This is a genomic window from Paenibacillus sp. FSL H8-0548 (genome assembly GCF_038630985.1).
Classification (GTDB): Bacteria; Bacillota; Bacilli; order Paenibacillales; family Paenibacillaceae; genus Pristimantibacillus.
In genome coordinates this window covers 284172-301714 of record NZ_CP152049.1, presented here as the reverse complement: position 1 = coordinate 301714, position 17543 = coordinate 284172, and the positions used below count along the sequence as shown (strand labels likewise).

13 protein-coding genes are annotated in these 17543 nt (G+C 44.8%); all 13 read right to left on the bottom strand.

The features are described from left to right. Positions 1 to 40: 40 nt before the first annotated feature. A complete protein-coding gene (locus tag MHI37_RS01415; protein ID WP_076339578.1) occupies positions 41 to 1795 on the bottom strand; it encodes a sensor histidine kinase in 1755 nt (584 codons plus the stop codon). A gap of 92 nt (positions 1796 to 1887) precedes the next feature. Next, entirely contained in the window at positions 1888 to 2634 is a 747-nt protein-coding gene (locus tag MHI37_RS01410; protein WP_256710701.1) for a response regulator, read from the bottom strand. Positions 2635 to 2750: 116 nt separating this feature from the next. Then, the gene (locus MHI37_RS01405) at positions 2751 to 4298 is read right to left on the bottom strand and encodes an extracellular solute-binding protein (protein WP_144023802.1); all 1548 of its coding nucleotides are present in this window, start codon (positions 4296 to 4298) and stop codon (positions 2751 to 2753) included. Between the two features lie 109 nt (positions 4299 to 4407). Beyond that, positions 4408 to 5277: a carbohydrate ABC transporter permease gene (locus MHI37_RS01400; protein WP_076339575.1), complete on the bottom strand. Its 870-nt coding sequence runs from the start codon at positions 5275 to 5277 to the stop codon at positions 4408 to 4410. A 46-nt stretch (positions 5278 to 5323) separates the two neighbouring features. Next, positions 5324 to 6274 carry an ABC transporter permease subunit gene (locus tag MHI37_RS01395; protein WP_076339574.1) on the bottom strand — a complete coding sequence of 317 codons (951 nt, stop codon included), beginning with the start codon at positions 6272 to 6274 and terminating at the stop codon, positions 5324 to 5326. A gap of 274 nt (positions 6275 to 6548) precedes the next feature. Next, positions 6549 to 7631, bottom strand: a complete 1083-nt coding sequence (locus tag MHI37_RS01390) for a Gfo/Idh/MocA family oxidoreductase (RefSeq protein WP_076339573.1) — start codon at positions 7629 to 7631, stop codon at positions 6549 to 6551. Between the two features lie 48 nt (positions 7632 to 7679). Next, entirely contained in the window at positions 7680 to 9296 is a 1617-nt protein-coding gene (locus MHI37_RS01385) for a response regulator transcription factor (protein WP_076339572.1), read from the bottom strand. A 72-nt stretch (positions 9297 to 9368) separates the two neighbouring features. Further along, a complete protein-coding gene (locus tag MHI37_RS01380; protein ID WP_076339571.1) occupies positions 9369 to 11105 on the bottom strand; it encodes a sensor histidine kinase in 1737 nt (578 codons plus the stop codon). Positions 11106 to 11205: 100 nt separating this feature from the next. Further along, positions 11206 to 12048: a carbohydrate ABC transporter permease gene (locus MHI37_RS01375; protein WP_076339570.1), complete on the bottom strand. Its 843-nt coding sequence runs from the start codon at positions 12046 to 12048 to the stop codon at positions 11206 to 11208. Further along, on the bottom strand, positions 12045 to 13007 hold the full coding sequence (locus MHI37_RS01370) for a sugar ABC transporter permease (RefSeq protein ID WP_076339569.1): 963 nt from the start codon (positions 13005 to 13007) through the stop codon (positions 12045 to 12047). Before MHI37_RS01370 ends, MHI37_RS01375 begins: the two co-directional genes overlap by 4 nt. A 151-nt stretch (positions 13008 to 13158) precedes the next feature. Then, positions 13159 to 15231 carry an alpha-glucuronidase family glycosyl hydrolase gene (locus MHI37_RS01365; protein WP_076339568.1) on the bottom strand — a complete coding sequence of 691 codons (2073 nt, stop codon included), beginning with the start codon at positions 15229 to 15231 and terminating at the stop codon, positions 13159 to 13161. Positions 15232 to 15279: 48 nt separating this feature from the next. Then, positions 15280 to 16074, bottom strand: a complete 795-nt coding sequence (locus tag MHI37_RS01360; protein WP_076339567.1) for a Nif3-like dinuclear metal center hexameric protein — start codon at positions 16072 to 16074, stop codon at positions 15280 to 15282. A 68-nt stretch (positions 16075 to 16142) separates the two neighbouring features. Then, entirely contained in the window at positions 16143 to 17447 is a 1305-nt protein-coding gene (locus MHI37_RS01355) for an extracellular solute-binding protein (RefSeq protein ID WP_076339566.1), read from the bottom strand. Positions 17448 to 17543 lie beyond the last annotated feature (96 nt).

Sequence of the window (17543 nt, the reverse complement as noted above, 5' to 3'; positions counted from 1 at the left end):
CCCTCCTCTGAATGTATACCGCCAATTATTTACATTTGCACTAAAGATGCAGCCTTCCACTCCCATGAAGCTCACTCTTAACCATTGGCAGCCGAATACGGATGCATGTACCAATACCCAAGCGGCTAAAGCATTCTACTCCGTAATTGTCCCCGTAATACAGACGAATCCGTTGATGCACATTTTTCGCACCGTATCCGCCGCCCCGATCCTCTTGCAGCAGTATAGCTTGCTGCTTACGGGTCATGCCCACTCCATCATCAATAACATCGAATACGTAATGGGCATTGTCCGCATATACTCGCACGATGACTGTGCCAGAATGGTCTTCCTTTTGCTGAATCCCATGCAAGACCGCATTTTCCACTATGGGTTGTAAAATTAACTTCGTAATTCGACAACTAAGCAATTCACTGTCTACCTCATACCAGTAGCTAAGCTTTTCTGAAAACCGAATATCCTGAATATTCATGAAGGCTTGGACATGACCTAGCTCATTCACCACAGTTGTCAGCTCCTGACCACGATTCAAGCCAAGCCGAAAAAATTTCGACAATGAATCTACGAGAGAAACCATATGATCTGCCTTGATTTTCATCCCCATCCACTTCAAGGTATCCAGTGTATTGTAGAGAAAATGAGGCTTAATCTGTGATTCCAATGCCGTAAGCTCTGCTGCCTGTTTTCGTACGCCCATGAGATAGACGGTCTCAATCAGCTCTCTTATCCTTAAGACCATACTATTGTATTGCGATTGCAATCCCGATATTTCATCGTTTCCGGTAACTCGGATCAATTGACCGTAGCTCCCATGCCTAACATCCTGCATATGCACAACTAGAGTACGTAAACCACGAGTCAACTGATTAGCCAATAGAGCCGCTGACAACGTTGCCAAGGAGATGACAAGAAGACCAATTAAACCTGTAAATTTTCCAATGATTTGGCTCTTGGCCCTAATTTCTTGAACGGGAACCAAGGCCGCGATCTCCCAGCCGCTGTACTCCACCTCTTGGAAAATAGTGAAGTAGTCCGTCTCGCCTAGCTGAATAATAGGCAGTTCCTCTGAGGGACTCGCGTTTAGTATCTTATCCATTACATCGCTTTCCGCGTAATCGGAAATCGCCGCGGAGGTAAAGGAGGTAATCCTCTCTCCATTGTTATAGACGAAGATGGCACCGTTTTCAGAAAAATTCACATCCTTGAAAACGCCGTTCAGCACATCCTCCTGAATATCGATAGCAACTACGCCCAGTACCGTTTTAAGATTGCGCAAGTCATTAATGGTACGAAACAAAGAAATGACCTCTTGCTTGTTCGAAGGCAAATATTCCTGCTCGTAAGTACTCTTCCACAAGATGTGCCCATTCGTATCCATTATTTGCTGTATTAATTCACTGTCTAGATCCTGCATTCTAAAGATGTTATTGTTCTCGCGTGAATATAGTGAATCACCAGGAACGAATAGCCGAATTCGGTAAATATTCCGATTATTCTCTAGATTAGATATAATGCCGATCAAGTCTTGAAAATCATTCAGCAGTTGTACCGTTGTCGTATCGCCGTATCCTGATTGCGCCCTCTTCAGAATAGGCTGCAGCCGTGAATGAGTCAGAATAAGCTCTGATACATTCTCTACTTCCTCCAGCCTATACGTGATATTGATGGCAGCTTGATGCAGCGCTTGCTTAAATGTCGCACCGACTTGCTCCTCCACAATCTGTGTTGCCTTCATATACGAGAAATAGCCAATCAGAAATGTCGCCAAAACAATCAATGTCAAATAAGAAAGCATGAGCTTCCCCCGCAGGGTGATCCGTCGTGGTAAGAGTATTCGAACGGTTCGACCCAGCATGGACAGCACCCTCACAGCAGCTGCACTAATCCTCATAACCACTGTTCTCTATAGTCCTTCGGACTAAAACCTGTATATTTCTTAAAGACCTTAGCGAAATAGTTGGCGTCTGAATATCCCGTACCCCCAGCAATTTCATAGATCCTGAAGGATGGATCACGCAGCATCCGCTTTGCGTGTTTCATCCGAACCTTCGTCAGATGATCGACAACCGTCTCACCGGTCTCCTTCTTAAAGACACTTGCCATATGGTTGATGGATAGACAAACCTCAGTAGCAATGTCCTGAATCGTAAGCCGTTCCATATATCGTTGTTCAATTAGCTTAATAATCTCTTGGGACAACCGCTGATCTCGAGTACCGCTGCCGATGGTCAATACTTGACTCGGGATATAATCCGCGATCATTCGATCCCGCTTTACCTGCAAGATGACTTTGCCCATCACCTGCTCCAGCTCAATCTGGTTGAATGGCTTAACTAGATAGTCGACGGCATTAAACTTGAGCGCTGATTTAATATATTGGAAATTCTCGAATGCACTAAGAACAACAATCTCTACCGGATGACCCTCTTCCCGAATGGCTTGAATGAGCTCCAGCCCATTCATGCCCGGCATCACCACATCGGTAAGCAAAATATCCGGCTTGAGATCCCTGACCTTTTGAAGTGCTTCCTTGCCATTTTCTGCTTCACCACTGATCTGAATACCCATCTCAGACCAAGCGATATAATCGCGCAGTCCCTCACGAATAATATCTTCATCGTCTACTATGATCATGGATAACACGAATCGTTCCTCCTAACCTGCCTTTGAAAAACAACGCAGATAAAATCAACTTCTCGTGTCCTATTGTACCACTCTCAATCGAGACTATTTTGCAAGATTGCTAGGTTTCACTTGAATGTTTGGTACCATTCATTGATTGCTGTTAGTGATGCCTCACCCCCAAGGCTGTTCCATTTGTTCACATACTCATCAAAGGCATCAATCGGCAAAGCTCCCGTAACTATTTTTATAAAATATTCATTCGTTAAATCCAACAGTGATTGCGAATTTTCTTCAACCTCAGGAATCGGAGGTGCAAAGTTCGTGATCTCTGTGTACTTCACGTATTCTTTAAGCGGTTCATAATAAGGTGAGAAGCCCTTCAGCGCTACCCGATTCAAGAAGTTCTTTTCAGTATCCCACAGCTGATAGTAAATTCTGTAACGGATCTGTTCTGCGGCTTCAGTAGCGACTATGACACCATCTGTTGTATTATAATGATTTCCTTCCCATCCGTAGGAGACGACGTTCAGTACATCTTCTGCCATATAGCTATTGATAAATTCAACAGCCTCCTTCACTTTTTTGCTTGATTTCGGCACTAGCATATAAACACGTACTGGCGTATTCTGCTGATAACCGAATTTACCGTCTGCACCTACTGGCGGGTGAATGAACTCTAGCTTCGCATTTGGGTTTTTCTCCAAAAGAGCCTCTGTTATGCCCTTGGCATCCGCCCAACCGATTGTAGCCATCGCCGCTTGCCCGCTAACCATTTTCTCTTGTATATTAGGATTTTTATTGACGGGATACTCACGATCCAAAATTCCTTCTTTATATAGATTGTTCATATACGCCAGGAATTCTTTGGCAGCCGGTTGTGTATACGTATGAACGACATGATCACCCTCTACGACATACTGGGAGCCCAGGCCAAAGGCGCCAGAAAAGCTCTGAATATAACCAAAAGTATTCCCATTTCCATCAGCAGCCCCGCCTAGCAGCGGTATAAGCCCACTATCAGACTTTTTCTCTTTAATTGTCTTCAAAGCAGCCGTATATTCATCCAAGGTCTTAGGAATTGCAATTCCGAGCTCATCCAAAATATCTGTTCTTACGAGCATTCCCATCGTTGATACCTGATTCTGAGGAACCGCGATCGCATAGATGCTGTCATTATAGGTAACCGCTTTCCACGTATCTGCAGGTACGGTTTCCATAATTCTTGGTCCGACCTCTTTCAATGCTTCATCAAGCGGCGCGAGCAATCCTTGCTGTGCCAAATTAGCATAAATTTCTTTGCTGCCTGTAATAATTAAATCCGGTGCATCTCCGGAAGCCATCATAATATTGATCTTCTGATCAACACTCTCCTTCGGCTGCATTTCCCATTCAATGTAAAAATTTGTTTGCTCTTCAATGTAGCTTACAATTTCGTTTTTATTCAAATCTGTCCCAGAAGGAAATTCCTCAACATTGGATGGAACATACACCTTTAGCTTCGTCTTTTTATCTCCATCGGCGGTTGGGCTCTTATCCTTTTCCGTTGACCCCGTGTTGCTGTTCTTGCCCTCCGATGAAGCATTATTGCCTCCGTTCCCGCATCCCGCAATCATGATCATCACAAGCATCGCGATTAACACCGCTTGAAGCCTTCTATCCCATCTAGTTCTCAAAAGTAATTCCTCCCTTTTTGTTTTGTTAATCTATGAATAAAGAATGGTTAAGCTTTAGCCCCCACTCTGAATTCCGATAAGATGGCTGAACAGTATCGGTTAAACCCCCTTATTGCTTGACAGCCCCCAGCATAACACCTTTAACAAAGTGCTTCTGGAGAAAAGGATACACAAGCAAGATAGGCAATGTAGCCGCCACGACCGTTGCTCCTCGTACCGATTCTTGCGCGGTGTTCATCATCAAATCAAGATTGTTTATATCGGCACTTGAAGCATTAATAATAATTTCTCGTAGATAGACCTGCAGAGGAAACAAACTATGCTTGTTAATATAGATCAGCGCATCAAAATAATTGTTCCAATATTCCACGGCATAGAATAATGAAATGGTAGCAATGGACGGCATCGCAAGCGGAATCATAATTGAAAACAAGATTTTGAAATTTGAGGCTCCATCGATCTTCGCTGACTCCTCCATACTATCGGGGATATTATAGAAATACAGTCTCATAATAATCATATTGAAAGGTGCTACCATACCAGGAATGATGAGCGCCCACAAAGAGTTCAAAAGTCCAATCTCCTTGACGATTAGATAAGTTGGAATGATCCCCCCACTGAACAGCATCGCGAAGATAAACATAAACATAATCAAATTCTGACCTCTTAGCCGCTTGCGGGATAATGCATATCCGGCAAAAATCGTCAGCATGGTATTCAGCGCTGTACCGACTACCGTAATGAACACCGTATTTCCGAAGGAGTCCCAAAACCTCCTGCTGCCGAGAACGATCTCATAAGCAGCAGCAGTAAAGCCCTTCGGCCATATAAAGATTTCTCCAGCTAAAACATAGGCCTCACTACTGAAAGACTTTGCAGCAATATTGAGCAGTGGCAATAAACACGCCGCCATAATCACACTGAGCAGGATATAATTGCTGATTTCGAAAACCATTTCGCCTCTCGATTTTAACTTCATTATGCTCTTGCTCCTTTGTCCTATTGTCTGGTTGCACCCGCGAGCATTACCATAGCCCACGCTCTCCGAACTTTTTGCTTACCGTGTTGGCTATAACGACTAACGCCAAGCCGATGAGTGACTGGAATAAATTCACCGCTGTACTGAAGCTATATTTCATTTGTCCCAAGCCGATTCGGTACACATACGTTCCAAGCACGTCACCCACGTTGTATACCATAGGGCTATAAAACATTAATACCTGCTCCAGATCATTCGCTAAGGCAGCGCCAAGTCGAAGCATGATGATGAAGACGATAACACTTCGAATTCCCGGCAAAGTAATATGCCAGATCTGCCTAAGCTTACTCGCTCCATCCATCCGTGCTGCTTCATATAACTGCGAATCGACAGCCATAATAGCCGCTAGATAAATAATGGAGCTCCATCCGCTTTCTCTGAAGGCAGACGATGCGACAAGCACCGCTCGAAAAAAGCGCTCATCCGTCATAAACATAATAGAGTCTATCCCCAAATAACCAATAAAAACGTTCACAATCCCGTTTGTCGGTGACAATAAATTAGCGAAGATAGCGCTTACAACAACCCATGATAGAAAATGCGGCATGTACGTAATACTTTGGCTAAAACGCTTAAATACCGTGTTTCTAACCTCATTGATCATTAACGCTAAAATAATGGGTATGGGTAATTGAAATACAAGCTTATATAGGTTAATGAGCAGTGTATTTATAAACACGCTATAAAATTTATCTGAACTAAATAAACTCTGAAAATGCTTTAATCCTACCCACTTGCTCCCCATAACTCCATCAAGCAAGTTATAATCCTTAAACGCAATGAGCGCCCCGTAAATGGGGAAATACTTAAAAATAATTAATACCGCCAAGCCAGGCAGGAGCATCAGATACAATTGATAATCCATTAAAAGTTCTTTCCATGCCTTGCTCGTTTTTTTAGTTTTTATTGGTTCTGCTATGGATGCGTTTGCTTTCATTAATCCAGTGCCTCCCTTTCATACTAAGTCATATCAGCTGAACTACATGCTTAGGATAAGTAATTATTCGACCTGTTCTGTAAGCCTTTTCATTTCCTAGTGTTCACATTATATAATTTGAGGTTCAACATTTGTACCTGAAAATAACACGATTTAGGGGAATATAACACGGACTTTGAATGGGGGGAGTTTATGTTGATCAAATACATACTGGGACACAGAAAAACAGGATCCCCTGCCTCGAAATGGAGGTAAGGTATCCTGTTTATACGATTTACTTATCCCGTGCCCAGCGCTGCCGCGGAGCTGTAATCGTTTCTCCCGTCTGAATCGCTTTTTCAATCATCATCCCGAGATAATGATCCTGCGAGGCATCCGCAAGGCTATACAGCTCAGGACCGCCATTCACATAATCGGCCATCTTCTGCAAGCAGCTCGCAATGGCAATTTCATCATCGTACAGCCGCGCCGGAGCGAATGGATTCTCATAAAGCCAACGTTCACCGCAAAGAATACCTTGAAGAAAATATCCTTCCTGATTTTCCAATTCGCCTTTATTTATTCTCTTTAGCTCTAGCTGAAGGGGAATCGTCGTTTCCTGCTGAATAATGACGCGACTATCAAATATTTCTCCCCGCTCCCCCCGTACTGACAGGTGGTTCGAACGAATCCATGAGCGATGCTGATCCTTCGTAAAATCATAAATTCCTAAACGGTCGCCGAAATCAAGCCATGCTAAATCCCTTTGAGAGGCAATTAATTTGTCTTCTGTCGGGGGACCGCTGCGTGTAGGCCCGCTAACCCAATTGGATTCGAAGCGCATAGCCCTTATTTTGACCTCTTCAAAGGCAACGCCCAGCATTTTGCGAATTAAGCTGACTCCATGATACAAATGAGAGATGGAAACAGTAGTTTCGGTAACTTTTCCGAGCATCCCTGATGCAATAGCTGCCAAGCGTGCCTCCTGAATCGGATGATATTGATATTGCTCCGCCACCTGTATCCGTGCGCCTGGAACGATTAATTTGTCATATAGAAGCTCAAGCCCCTCCATATTAGGTGCTGGCGGTGTCTCGGCGAGTGCAGGGATGCCGATCTCCGCCAGCTGAAGTAAATAATTCATTCCGGCTGCTCCACTGACAGAAACAACAATGAAATCAGGAGCTTCGCTCTTAAGCAGTTGTTCCAGGGTCCGATAAGTTGTAACACCCCACTGCTCCTCCATCGCTTTGCCCTTTTCTATATCCCTTACAACCATACCGCTTATATGAAAACGATCGGGCATCGCCTGAGCTATTCTTAAATAATATTGCGCACGAAAGCCGGATCCACCAATTATGCTGAATTTCACTTTCATCTTGAAATCCCCCCATTTGCGATTTTTCTTACTCCCTTATGGTCATCATTATTTAATTAGCTCTGTTGGATTCATGCCAGTCATTTTTTTAAACAAAGTGCTGAAATAAGGGACATTTTTGTAGCCTACCTGCTCCGCTACTTCATAAACGAGCATATTCCGCTCAAGCAGCAATTCTCTCGCCTTCTCAATCCGTACCCGGGTTAAATACGTATTGAACGTTTCACCCGTCATGTTTTTGAAAATAATGGACAAATGATTGCGAGAAATAAACACCTTATCGGACAAATCCGCCAGCGTCACCTCATCTGCATAATGCTCATGAATGTATTGAGTTATAAAATCGACCACCTGCCTGTGCTTGCTGCTTCCCTTACACTGACGACTGCAGCAAATAATCGAGATCTTCGCAGACAGCCACTTCGCTAATTGCTCCGGCTCCGTAAGCTCAACCAGCTCCTTGGCTATTTGATCATTCGTAAACAGATCGTCAAGCACCAAGCCCGCTTCATAAAGACAATACGTGATAATTCCCCATAGCTCGCTCCCCAGCATCTGGACATAATTCTTCGTAATTCCCTTTTGTGTTTCTAGTTCTCCGATATACTCAGCAACGAGCTGCTGCGCCTCAGCTTCCTGTGCAGATTTGATGGCGCTAGCTAGTTTAAATGAAAATTTAACAGGAAATAAAACAACCGATTTTTGCTCATTGCTCATATTCTTGCTGTACGCATACAAATCATAGGTCGAAATCAGCCGATGCTCCCTCAAATCAATCGCTCGAAACCCTTCCTCGGTTGATTCCGGAATTTTCGTCCAGCTTTCTTTCAGACTGCCGATTCCAACACGCATCCCCAGCTTGAGATAGCTCTTGATGCTATCAATCATTTTTATGCCCAAATCCTGCAGCTTTTGCTCCACCTGCTCATGATCATTCGATTCCGGATGAACAATCAACACCGCTCTTGTACTGTGAAGCTCTGCATATTCTATTTCCGGGAAAATTTTGCGGGCAATTTCACATACAATATTACTAATCGCAAAACGGTACAAGTTCCAATCCGACAAGGAAAGCCCGCTTGCCCTTGCATCATGAACAAGATCAAGACCGATAACGACATGGCTGCTCTCCGACCAGTAACGATACGGATACGGCAAATGCTCGCCATCCTGATAAGAGCTATCCAATGTACCAACAGCAGCTGATCTTACCCATTCCTTCTCAATGAAGGGCTCGTATATCATCAGCTTTTGCTCAATTTCATCCTGCTTTATTTTCTTCTCTTCATCCTCATCTATTTCCCGAATAACCTTACATAAAATAGACTTTAACGTGGGCACAGATATGGGCTTGGAAACATAATCACTTACATTGTACCTTAACGCCTGTCTAGCATGTTCAAAATCAGAATACCCGCTCAAAATAATAATTTTACCGTTAAATCCTTCTTTTCTTAATTGCTCAATCATATCCAAGCCGTTCATTGCTGGCATATAAATATCCGTAATGACGATATCTGGTTTGGTGGCACGAATCATGTCCAGTCCATCGGCGCCATTCATCGCTTCACCAATCCATACTGCATCCAATTCATCCCATGGAATGACGCGTTTCATGCCTTGAAGCACCTGGCGTTCATCATCAACAATCGCAATTTTCCGCACCTTACCTACCTCCTCAAACCTTAACAAACGACAACCTTACAAGTGTTAAAATAGACTATTGTCTGCTCCCCCCTATAATTCCTTTACAGGCGGCTCCGCAAGCAGCGGCAACCGAATATCGATTCTAGTTCCACCCTCTTCCCGTTCAGAGAGGGTCACGCCATAGAGCTCCCCAAAATAACCCGAGATTCGCTCTCTCACGTTCCGGATTCCATATCCTCCCGTATGACGTTTTTGCCTAACGTCCTTCCCTTTCCTAAGACCACTGCCATCATCATCAATAATAATTTGCAAAGCATTGCATTTATTAACTAACTGAATGCTAATATGGCCTGCTGTCCTAGTATTAAAGCCATGAACGATTGAATTTTCTACAAATGGCTGAAGCGTAAGCTTCGGAATGTATCGTTGCTCGATTTCCGGCGATACCTCAATCGTATAGTCCAGCCCGCTTCCCCAGCGCAGCTGCTGAATTTCAAGATAACATATAGTATGCTCAAGCTCCTCTTTGATGGTGATGAAGCTGTCACCGTTCGACAAGCCGATACGGAACATGCGTCCCATTAGCTCCAAAATTCGGCTAAGCTCGTCCTGCCCGGCTTCGATAGCCATCCAATTGAGCTGATCCAGCATATTATATAAAAAATGCGGGTTGATATTGGCTTGCAGCGCTTCTATTTCAGCCTTGCGCTGCTGTTCATATCGGCGTTGAAGCGAATAATATAATTCCTCAATGCGTTCATTTTGCTTGCGATAGCCGGCAAATAAATACCCAAACTCATTTTCATAATCGGCTGGAAGCTCTGCATTGTCACCGCCCACTGAATACATCCCCATCGCAGCTACCAGCTTCTTAATCGGCTTAGTGAATTGTTTGCTTAAAAAGTGCGTGAGAAGCAGCAGGAGCAGCATAACCGCAACTCCAATAATGATAATAACCTCGGCTAGCTTGAAGCTGCTCATCGTAATCTGATTCCATGAGGTGATTTCAACCAGTGTCCAATTTGAAGTATCCAGCTTCGAATAAACAAGAAGGGAATCATCTATCTTCTTATCTCCGCGTATATGCACATACCCCGACTTCTCGGTTTTAACGTCAACCCACAAGGAAAGCTCATTTTGACTCAAGGACTGTCCCGTCTTTAGAAATTGCTCTCCCTCGGCATTAGTCATCATACGATTTGATTCGGACGATTTGCCCTTTAGCAGCTTCCGAATTTCCTCAGCCTTCACATGAACAACAAGAACGCCCAAATACGTATCTTCATACATAATCTTTCTTGCCAAGCTAAGTACGGGTACGTCTCCTTGAAAGCTGGGAATATCATGCTCGCTAGACCAAGCAAAATCATTCTGAGCGAGATAATGAGACCAGTTCTGCTTGTTCAGATCCTTGATATCCCGAAATTGGATATAGCTTTTGGCATCACCTTGAAAAGGAGCCTCCATATACAAATCAATCCCTTGGATAAGCGGAATAGCATAGGTTAAATTAGCTAGCGCTCGTTCCACACCCACGTATCTCCGATAACGATCAAAGGCATCCTGTCTGTTTATTAAAAAAGTAATCAGCTCATTGTCCCGTGAGGTCGATAATGAAATTTGCTCAATCGTGACGAGCCTTGTCGTAATTTCATTATTCAGCTCATCCAGCAGCTGCTGCTGATAGTGGGACGTCGTCTGCACGAGTGCCTTCGACGAGATGCTGTAGCTCATCCAAGCGATAAAAGAGATCAAAACGACAATAAGCACGGAAAAGCTCAAGAAAAACAAGCGATCGATTCTAAACCTTTTAAAAGGGTTGATCATGCAGCTGCACTTCCTTCATCCCGGTTTATGCGAAAGAAACGGTAAAGCTGCGAAAGAAAATCGTGGCTTTACCGTTCCGGGAGCTATCATTTTTTTCATGTTATCCTTTTATTCCAGTTGTTGCAATCCCGTCGACAAAATACTTCTGTAAGAACATAAAGACGAGCGTGGCCGGAACGATCGATAACAGCGACATCGCGAGCAATTGTCCCCATTCCTGAGCAGATTGTGAATCATTAATCATTCGCAGCCCTAGACCAACGGTATACTTGTCTACCGAATTGATATATAGCAGATGGCCTAGAAAATCATCCCAGTTCCATAAGAAGCAAAAGATCATGACGGTAACAATAGCTGGCTTCGTAAGCGGCATAACCACTCTCCAAAAAATACCGAACCAGGAGCAGCCATCTATTTTTGCAGATTCATCGAGCTCCTTCGGAATCCCCCTTACAAACTGAATGAGCAGGAAAACAAAAAACGTACCGCCTGCCCCGCTTGCAAGCAGGTGAGGGACAATAAACGGAAGATACGTATTTACCCAGCCAAGCTGATGAAACAAGGCATACTGTGGAATGATGAGCACCTGCCCAGGCATCATCAATGTCAGCATAAGCAGAGCAAACCAAAAGTTTTTAAGCGGAAAGTCCAGTCTTCCGAAGCCAAATGCGACTAATGTGCTCGAGATAAGTGTAGCGATCAGAACGGCAATCTCGAGCCCAAAGGTATTGAGATAAAAGTCCGTAAAGGAATGGCCCGGAACCGAATTCCAGCCTTTCACAAAGTTGCTCCACTGCGGTACAGCTGGAAAAATATTAGGTGAGCTTAATTCATGATTTTGCTTTAACGATGCGCCAATCCACCAGAGAACAGGATAAACCATTAAAAAACTAAAGCCGAGGAGGAAAATATGCCTTATCGCCAGCTTCCACTGTTTTGTCATTTGCGTTTTTTCCCTCCTGTGTCTGTTTCATAGAATACCCAATATTTCGAGGTACCAGCAATGATAACTGTCGCGAGCACGATCATAATGAGCATAATCCAAGCCAAAGATGAAGAATAACCTAGTTGATATCTGCTGAATGCACGCTCGTACAAATAAAGAGCATACACATAAGTGGAATTCATCGGTCCGCCATTCGTAATAACAAAAGCGGAGGTGAACATTTGAAAGGCATTGATGACGCCCATGATGAGATTAAAATATAATATCGGCGAGAGCATCGGCAGCGTAATTTTGAAAAACTGAATAAAGCGATTGGCTCCATCCACCGACGATGCTTCGTACAGATCGCTCGGAATTTGCTTGAGTCCAGCAAGGAAAATAACCATGGATGATCCGAATTGCCATACCGTCAGCAATACAAGCGTACCAAGCGCTGTATCTGGATTCGTGATCCAACCCTTTCCTTCAATGCCGAATACCGCAATAATTTTGTTGAAAATGCCATCCACTCCGAACAGGTTTCTCCAAAGCAATGACACCGCAATGCTTCCCCCTATTAATGAAGGAAAATAAATCGCCGTACGATAAAGAGAAATCCCTTTTACAGCCTTGTTGAGCAATATAGCCACAAGCAAAGCAGCTGCCAGCTTCAGCGGTACAGAAGCAATGACATACATAAAGGTTACTTTCACGGATTGTAGAAATTTGGGATCTGCTGTAAGTATCTGCTCATAATTGCGTGTACCGACCCAGCTAATAGGCTCCATCAACGTATAATCCGTAAAAGAATAGTATAACGATAACAGCAGCGGATAAGCGGTAAGGCCAAGGAAGCCAATCAGCCACGGCGAAATAAACAGGTAACCTGCAATAGGTGCGTTCCATCTGCTTAGAAAGGAATTGGGCTTCTTTAGCTTCACAGCGGGATTTGCAGTAACGGCTGTGGAACGTTTCATGTGTAGTCACCTCTTGTAGTCAATTTTATATCTTAAGTATAATGAAGCGCTTCCCTTCGCTAAAGGAGGGGAATCATCGAATTCTTTCACTATTTAACGAAAAAAAAGAAGAGGCGGATCGTTCGCCGCCTCTTCCCTTAACAAGTACGCTTTAATAAATTTCTCTTCCCTGCTCATCAGCAATGCCGCTCTTACGATAAAAATAGGTGTTTATTCTGTCGCGCCATTCCTTGGCATGCTCCGCCTGCTCCGCCAGACGCTCCGCTGCTTGCTTATGCATCCGCTCATCCATACTCCCGCTAAGAAGCTGCCACTTGTCTGACAATGCAATCGCCCGCTCCACTCCTTCGAAGTGAGTATCGTAGATGTGCTGTATAACCGTTTTTCCAGAATGCAGCACATGCTTATACGGCACATGATGGAAGAACAGCAGCAGCTCGTCCGGACAGCTTTCAAGCGACTCATACTTATTGACGTTAGCGCCAACATATTGATTAACATAGCCGGTGCCTGATGCTATTGTTCGATCCACGCCTATGCCATAACAATCCGCAAAATGATAAGTCCCCCACATCGAATATTCATAGCCCTCAACGTTCGGGCCGTAATGATGGTCAGGATTAACCATAAAGCCTACGCCAAGCGGAGCGGTATACGACTCGTAGATCTCCCAAGAATCCATCAGCATCTTTTGAATCGTATGCACCAGCTGCTCCTCTCCTCCAAAGGTCAGCCTTACCCATTCCTCAGCAATTTGTTCAGAGGAAAGCTCTGGGTTCCAAGCTAGCCGACCATAGCCATAGAGATTCGCCTGAGCCAGCAAATGTCCCGTCCAATTCGTATCGTCGCCGATATTGGAGACGGCGGCAAAGCCGCTGTATCGGTTGCCGTGAAGCGAGCCATCCGCAATGCGTTTCACGGTAGAGCCTTCCCCCTTAATAAGGGTATCGAATTCAAGAATCTCTTTCCACTGCGGAACCAAATAGCATAGATGGCGCTGCTGGCCGGTATACTCCTGCGTAATCTGAAGCTCAAGCACTTGGTTCGTTGAAGGCATTGCTCCTAGAAGCGGTGATACCGGCTCCCTCACTTGAAAGTCGATCGGCCCATTTTTCACCTGCAAAATTACATTATCCATAAACTTTCCATCCAGCGGCTTAAAATGATCGAAGGCCGCCCGTGCCCGGTCCGTCGATCGATCCCGCCAATCCTGCTTGCAGTTATACACAAAGCAGCGCCAAATCACGATCCCTCCAAAAGGCTCTAGCGCCTCTGCCAGCATATTGGCTCCTTCTGCGTGGTCCCTTCCATAGGTAAACGGCCCTGGCCGGTTCTCCGAATCGGCCTTAACGAGGAAGCCGCCAAAATCAGGAATGGCGGTGAACACCTCGGCTGCCTTGTCATGCCACCATTGCCGGACGCCCGGATCAAGCGGATCTGCTGTAGAGAGTCCGCCTATTTCAAGCGGGCTGGCGTAATTGGCGCTCAGAAACAGCTTGATGCCGTACACTCGAAAAATGGCAGCGAGCCTCGCTACGTCAGATAGATACGGCTGTGTAACCAGCATGCTCTCGACTCGATGGACATTAACATTATTGATGGAAATGGCATTTATACCCGCTGAAGCGAGCAGTCTCGCATAATGACGAATACGCTCTACATTGTCGGTCACTTTGTTGTCTGAATAAAAAATAGATTTCCCAGCATAGCCCCGCTCTACGCTGCCGTCTATATTATCCCATTGATTAATCATGCGAAGCTGATTAATCGGATTCTCTACAATATTTAAAGCATCTACGGCACAGCCTGTGCTGAAAAGGCGCAGCAGATGGAATGCTCCATATAAAATACCGACGGAGGAAGACGCGCCGATCGTTATTCGGCCATTTGAGCTGTCCGTTTTAATGGCATAGCCTTCTCCACCTACGGCTGAACGGACTTCTGGAGCGAAGCATTCATCAATGATGCCGTTTTGATCAAAAATGCCAAGTAAAATGCCAGAAGTGCCCTCAGCGTATTCCGATACGATAGCCGGCTGACCAAGTAAACCCTCAATCCCTTGAGACAGCTCATTTATAGCTGTCTGAATAATGTCATCTGACTTCGTCACTGCAATGTTGCTATATAACGCATACTGATCACAACGCTCACCTTTAGCCATTGGTTGATAGCCTAGCCAGGCCTGACTCCCATCGCCAGATTGGAATAATGTAGATTGACTCATGAATAAACCTCCCATTTTCGCCTCTTATTGTTTGTTGTGCCTTGCCCGCTAGATCAATTGAAAGGAATGCTCCCCAGATACAAATTGAACCGGAATGAGGGAAAAACGCGCTTCCATCCATTTTGCCAAATATCTCATCCCAGGCTCTTCACTATGCGCATGACCAAGCATGATTAAAGCTTTCTGTCTCCCCTGCTGCGCGGCATCCCTAACATATTCTGGGGTTTCCCATTCGGGTCCTTCTCCCGCAATGATTAAATCCATACCTGCTTTCTCAAAAAAAGGAATAGCATTGGCACCGCCGCCCCTATACCCTACCAGCAGTCCAATACGTGTACAGGGCGCCGTCAAATCTCCAATTGCCCGGACAAATGAAATCCCCAGCTTCTGTTTCACATACTCAGCTACGTCATACACGGTCATAGCGGGGATAGTCACAATTGCTGCTGCCGGTTCATATTCGCTTACGGCTGATTCCCAGCCCAGCTCCTGGAGCAGCCCTGTCATAATGCCGTCAGGCTCGTAACGATGGTAATAATCATGAAACCTGTAGATGGCTATGCCATTCTCTTCAATAAGCCTCTGCTTCTGTTGATAGACTGGATCGTATTGCAACCATTCCTTATTGCCTGTGTGACTGTAAAAAGAGCCCTCATGAGCAATTATTAAATTTGCTCCCCGTGCAATGGCTTGTTCAATAACATATTGTGTCGCCATAAACGTAACCACAATTCCCGTTACTTCTGAAGAGGCATCCCCTGATTCCAGCTTGTCTACCGTATGCTCCAGCCGAGCAACCGGCGATTCTAATTTGTCTATCACATCCTGAATGAAAATTGCCATATCCCCACTCCTTTGAATAAAACACGCAATGCCCGGAACAAAAAACGTTCCGGGCGTCGAGCTATACTTTATTTTTCGTAAGCCTTAGCTGCGTCTGCCAGTTGTTCGTAAGCTTGCTCAGGTGTTATTTTATTAAAGCTAAGCTGATCTCGCACAAGCGGCCAATCCTTATCAATATAGTTCGTCCAGCCTCCTGGTCCAGCAGTCCAGGTTTGACCGTCGGTTTCTGTTGCACGAAGAAGCTCCAAGCCTACTTTATCTGTATCGCTCATTGTTTCCTGCAAAGCCGTTGCATTGTCCTTATTGACTGGCAATCCGCGTGCAGTCTTCAATATTTTAGCTGCTTCAGGATCGTTCACGAACCAGTTGACGAATTTTTTTGCCTCGTCTGTTTTTTTAGAATTTGCGGAAACGGCTAGATACATAGATGGTTTAAGCCAGCCGCCTGCTTCTGTTGAGCGCGGCATAGTCACAAGTGCGTATGCCCCTTTCTTCAAGCTATCCCAAGAACCATAGTTATTAGAGAAGCTCAAGCGCAGCAATACCTTGCCAGAAACCATCAAATCCATTTGTGGATCAAACTCTTTATCCGATGAATTGACATCCGCAGGCGGAATGATTCCTTCCTTGCGCAGCTCTTCAAATTTTGTTGTCCATTCTAGGAAAGATGCCTGATCCACGTTGAATTTGCCATCCTCTGATATGATCGTTCCTTTACCTTTACTGTACTGGAATGCTGAATATGCAAAATAATCACCTGCGTAATCTTTAGAGAAGTATTGACCACTTGGCAGCTTGGACTTAGCTTCCTTCGCTAAAGCGAAGAAATCATCCCATGTCCAACCGTTCGATGGCGCTGCAATGCCGAGCTTCTCCAGCGCAGCTTTGTCATAAATCATGCCGTAAGCGACGGAGCCTAGCGGGACAGCATATTGCTCGCCTCCGGATTGTCCTCCAGCAAGTAATTTAGGATCAATTTGGCTTACATCAAGCTCTGGCGTCAGAACCGACAATTGCTTGCGAGCCGCCCAATCCGGTGTCCAGCCCGGATCCAATTGAATAATATCAGGTGCGTTGCTTGCTGCAGCTTGGGTAGACAGCTTGTCCAAATAACCATCCATACCGGAGTACTCCGGTTCGAATGTAACATTCGGATTATTTTTTGTATACAAATCAAGCGCCGCCAATGTTGCTTCATGACGTTCCTGCGCACCCCACCACATAATCCGTAATTTTACCGATTGGTTCTCTGATGTCGATGCTGAGTTTCCGGGTTCTGTTGCTTTATTTTTCTCTCCCCCGCCGCATGCAGCCAGTGTACCAACCAAAGCAGCTGCTAGTAAAACCGTTAGAGAACGCTTCCATTTTAACATTTGTACCCCTCCTATTTATACTGCTATTGTTTTGCTCTGTTATTATAGTACCAATTGAAAATGAAAGATTATATAAGAGTAATGCACGAATTATTA

Excerpts from the sequence above, each read along its gene's own strand:
- MHI37_RS01415 (WP_076339578.1), bottom strand. The coding sequence starts at position 1,795 with ATGCTTTCTTATTTGACATTGATTGTTTTGGCGACATTTCTGATTGGC.
- MHI37_RS01410 (WP_256710701.1), bottom strand. The coding sequence starts at position 2,634 with ATGATCATAGTAGACGATGAAGATATTATTCGTGAGGGACTGCGCGAT.
- MHI37_RS01400 (WP_076339575.1), bottom strand. The coding sequence starts at position 5,277 with ATGAAGTTAAAATCGAGAGGCGAAATGGTTTTCGAAATCAGCAATTAT.
- MHI37_RS01395 (WP_076339574.1), bottom strand. The coding sequence starts at position 6,274 with ATGAAAGCAAACGCATCCATAGCAGAACCAATAAAAACTAAAAAAACG.
- MHI37_RS01390 (WP_076339573.1), bottom strand. The coding sequence starts at position 7,631 with ATGAAAGTGAAATTCAGCATAATTGGTGGATCCGGCTTTCGTGCGCAA.
- MHI37_RS01380 (WP_076339571.1), bottom strand. The coding sequence starts at position 11,105 with ATGATCAACCCTTTTAAAAGGTTTAGAATCGATCGCTTGTTTTTCTTG.
- MHI37_RS01375 (WP_076339570.1), bottom strand. The coding sequence starts at position 12,048 with ATGACAAAACAGTGGAAGCTGGCGATAAGGCATATTTTCCTCCTCGGC.
- MHI37_RS01370 (WP_076339569.1), bottom strand. The coding sequence starts at position 13,007 with ATGAAACGTTCCACAGCCGTTACTGCAAATCCCGCTGTGAAGCTAAAG.
- MHI37_RS01365 (WP_076339568.1), bottom strand. The coding sequence starts at position 15,231 with ATGAGTCAATCTACATTATTCCAATCTGGCGATGGGAGTCAGGCCTGG.
- MHI37_RS01360 (WP_076339567.1), bottom strand. The coding sequence starts at position 16,074 with ATGGCAATTTTCATTCAGGATGTGATAGACAAATTAGAATCGCCGGTT.
- MHI37_RS01355 (WP_076339566.1), bottom strand. The coding sequence starts at position 17,447 with ATGTTAAAATGGAAGCGTTCTCTAACGGTTTTACTAGCAGCTGCTTTG.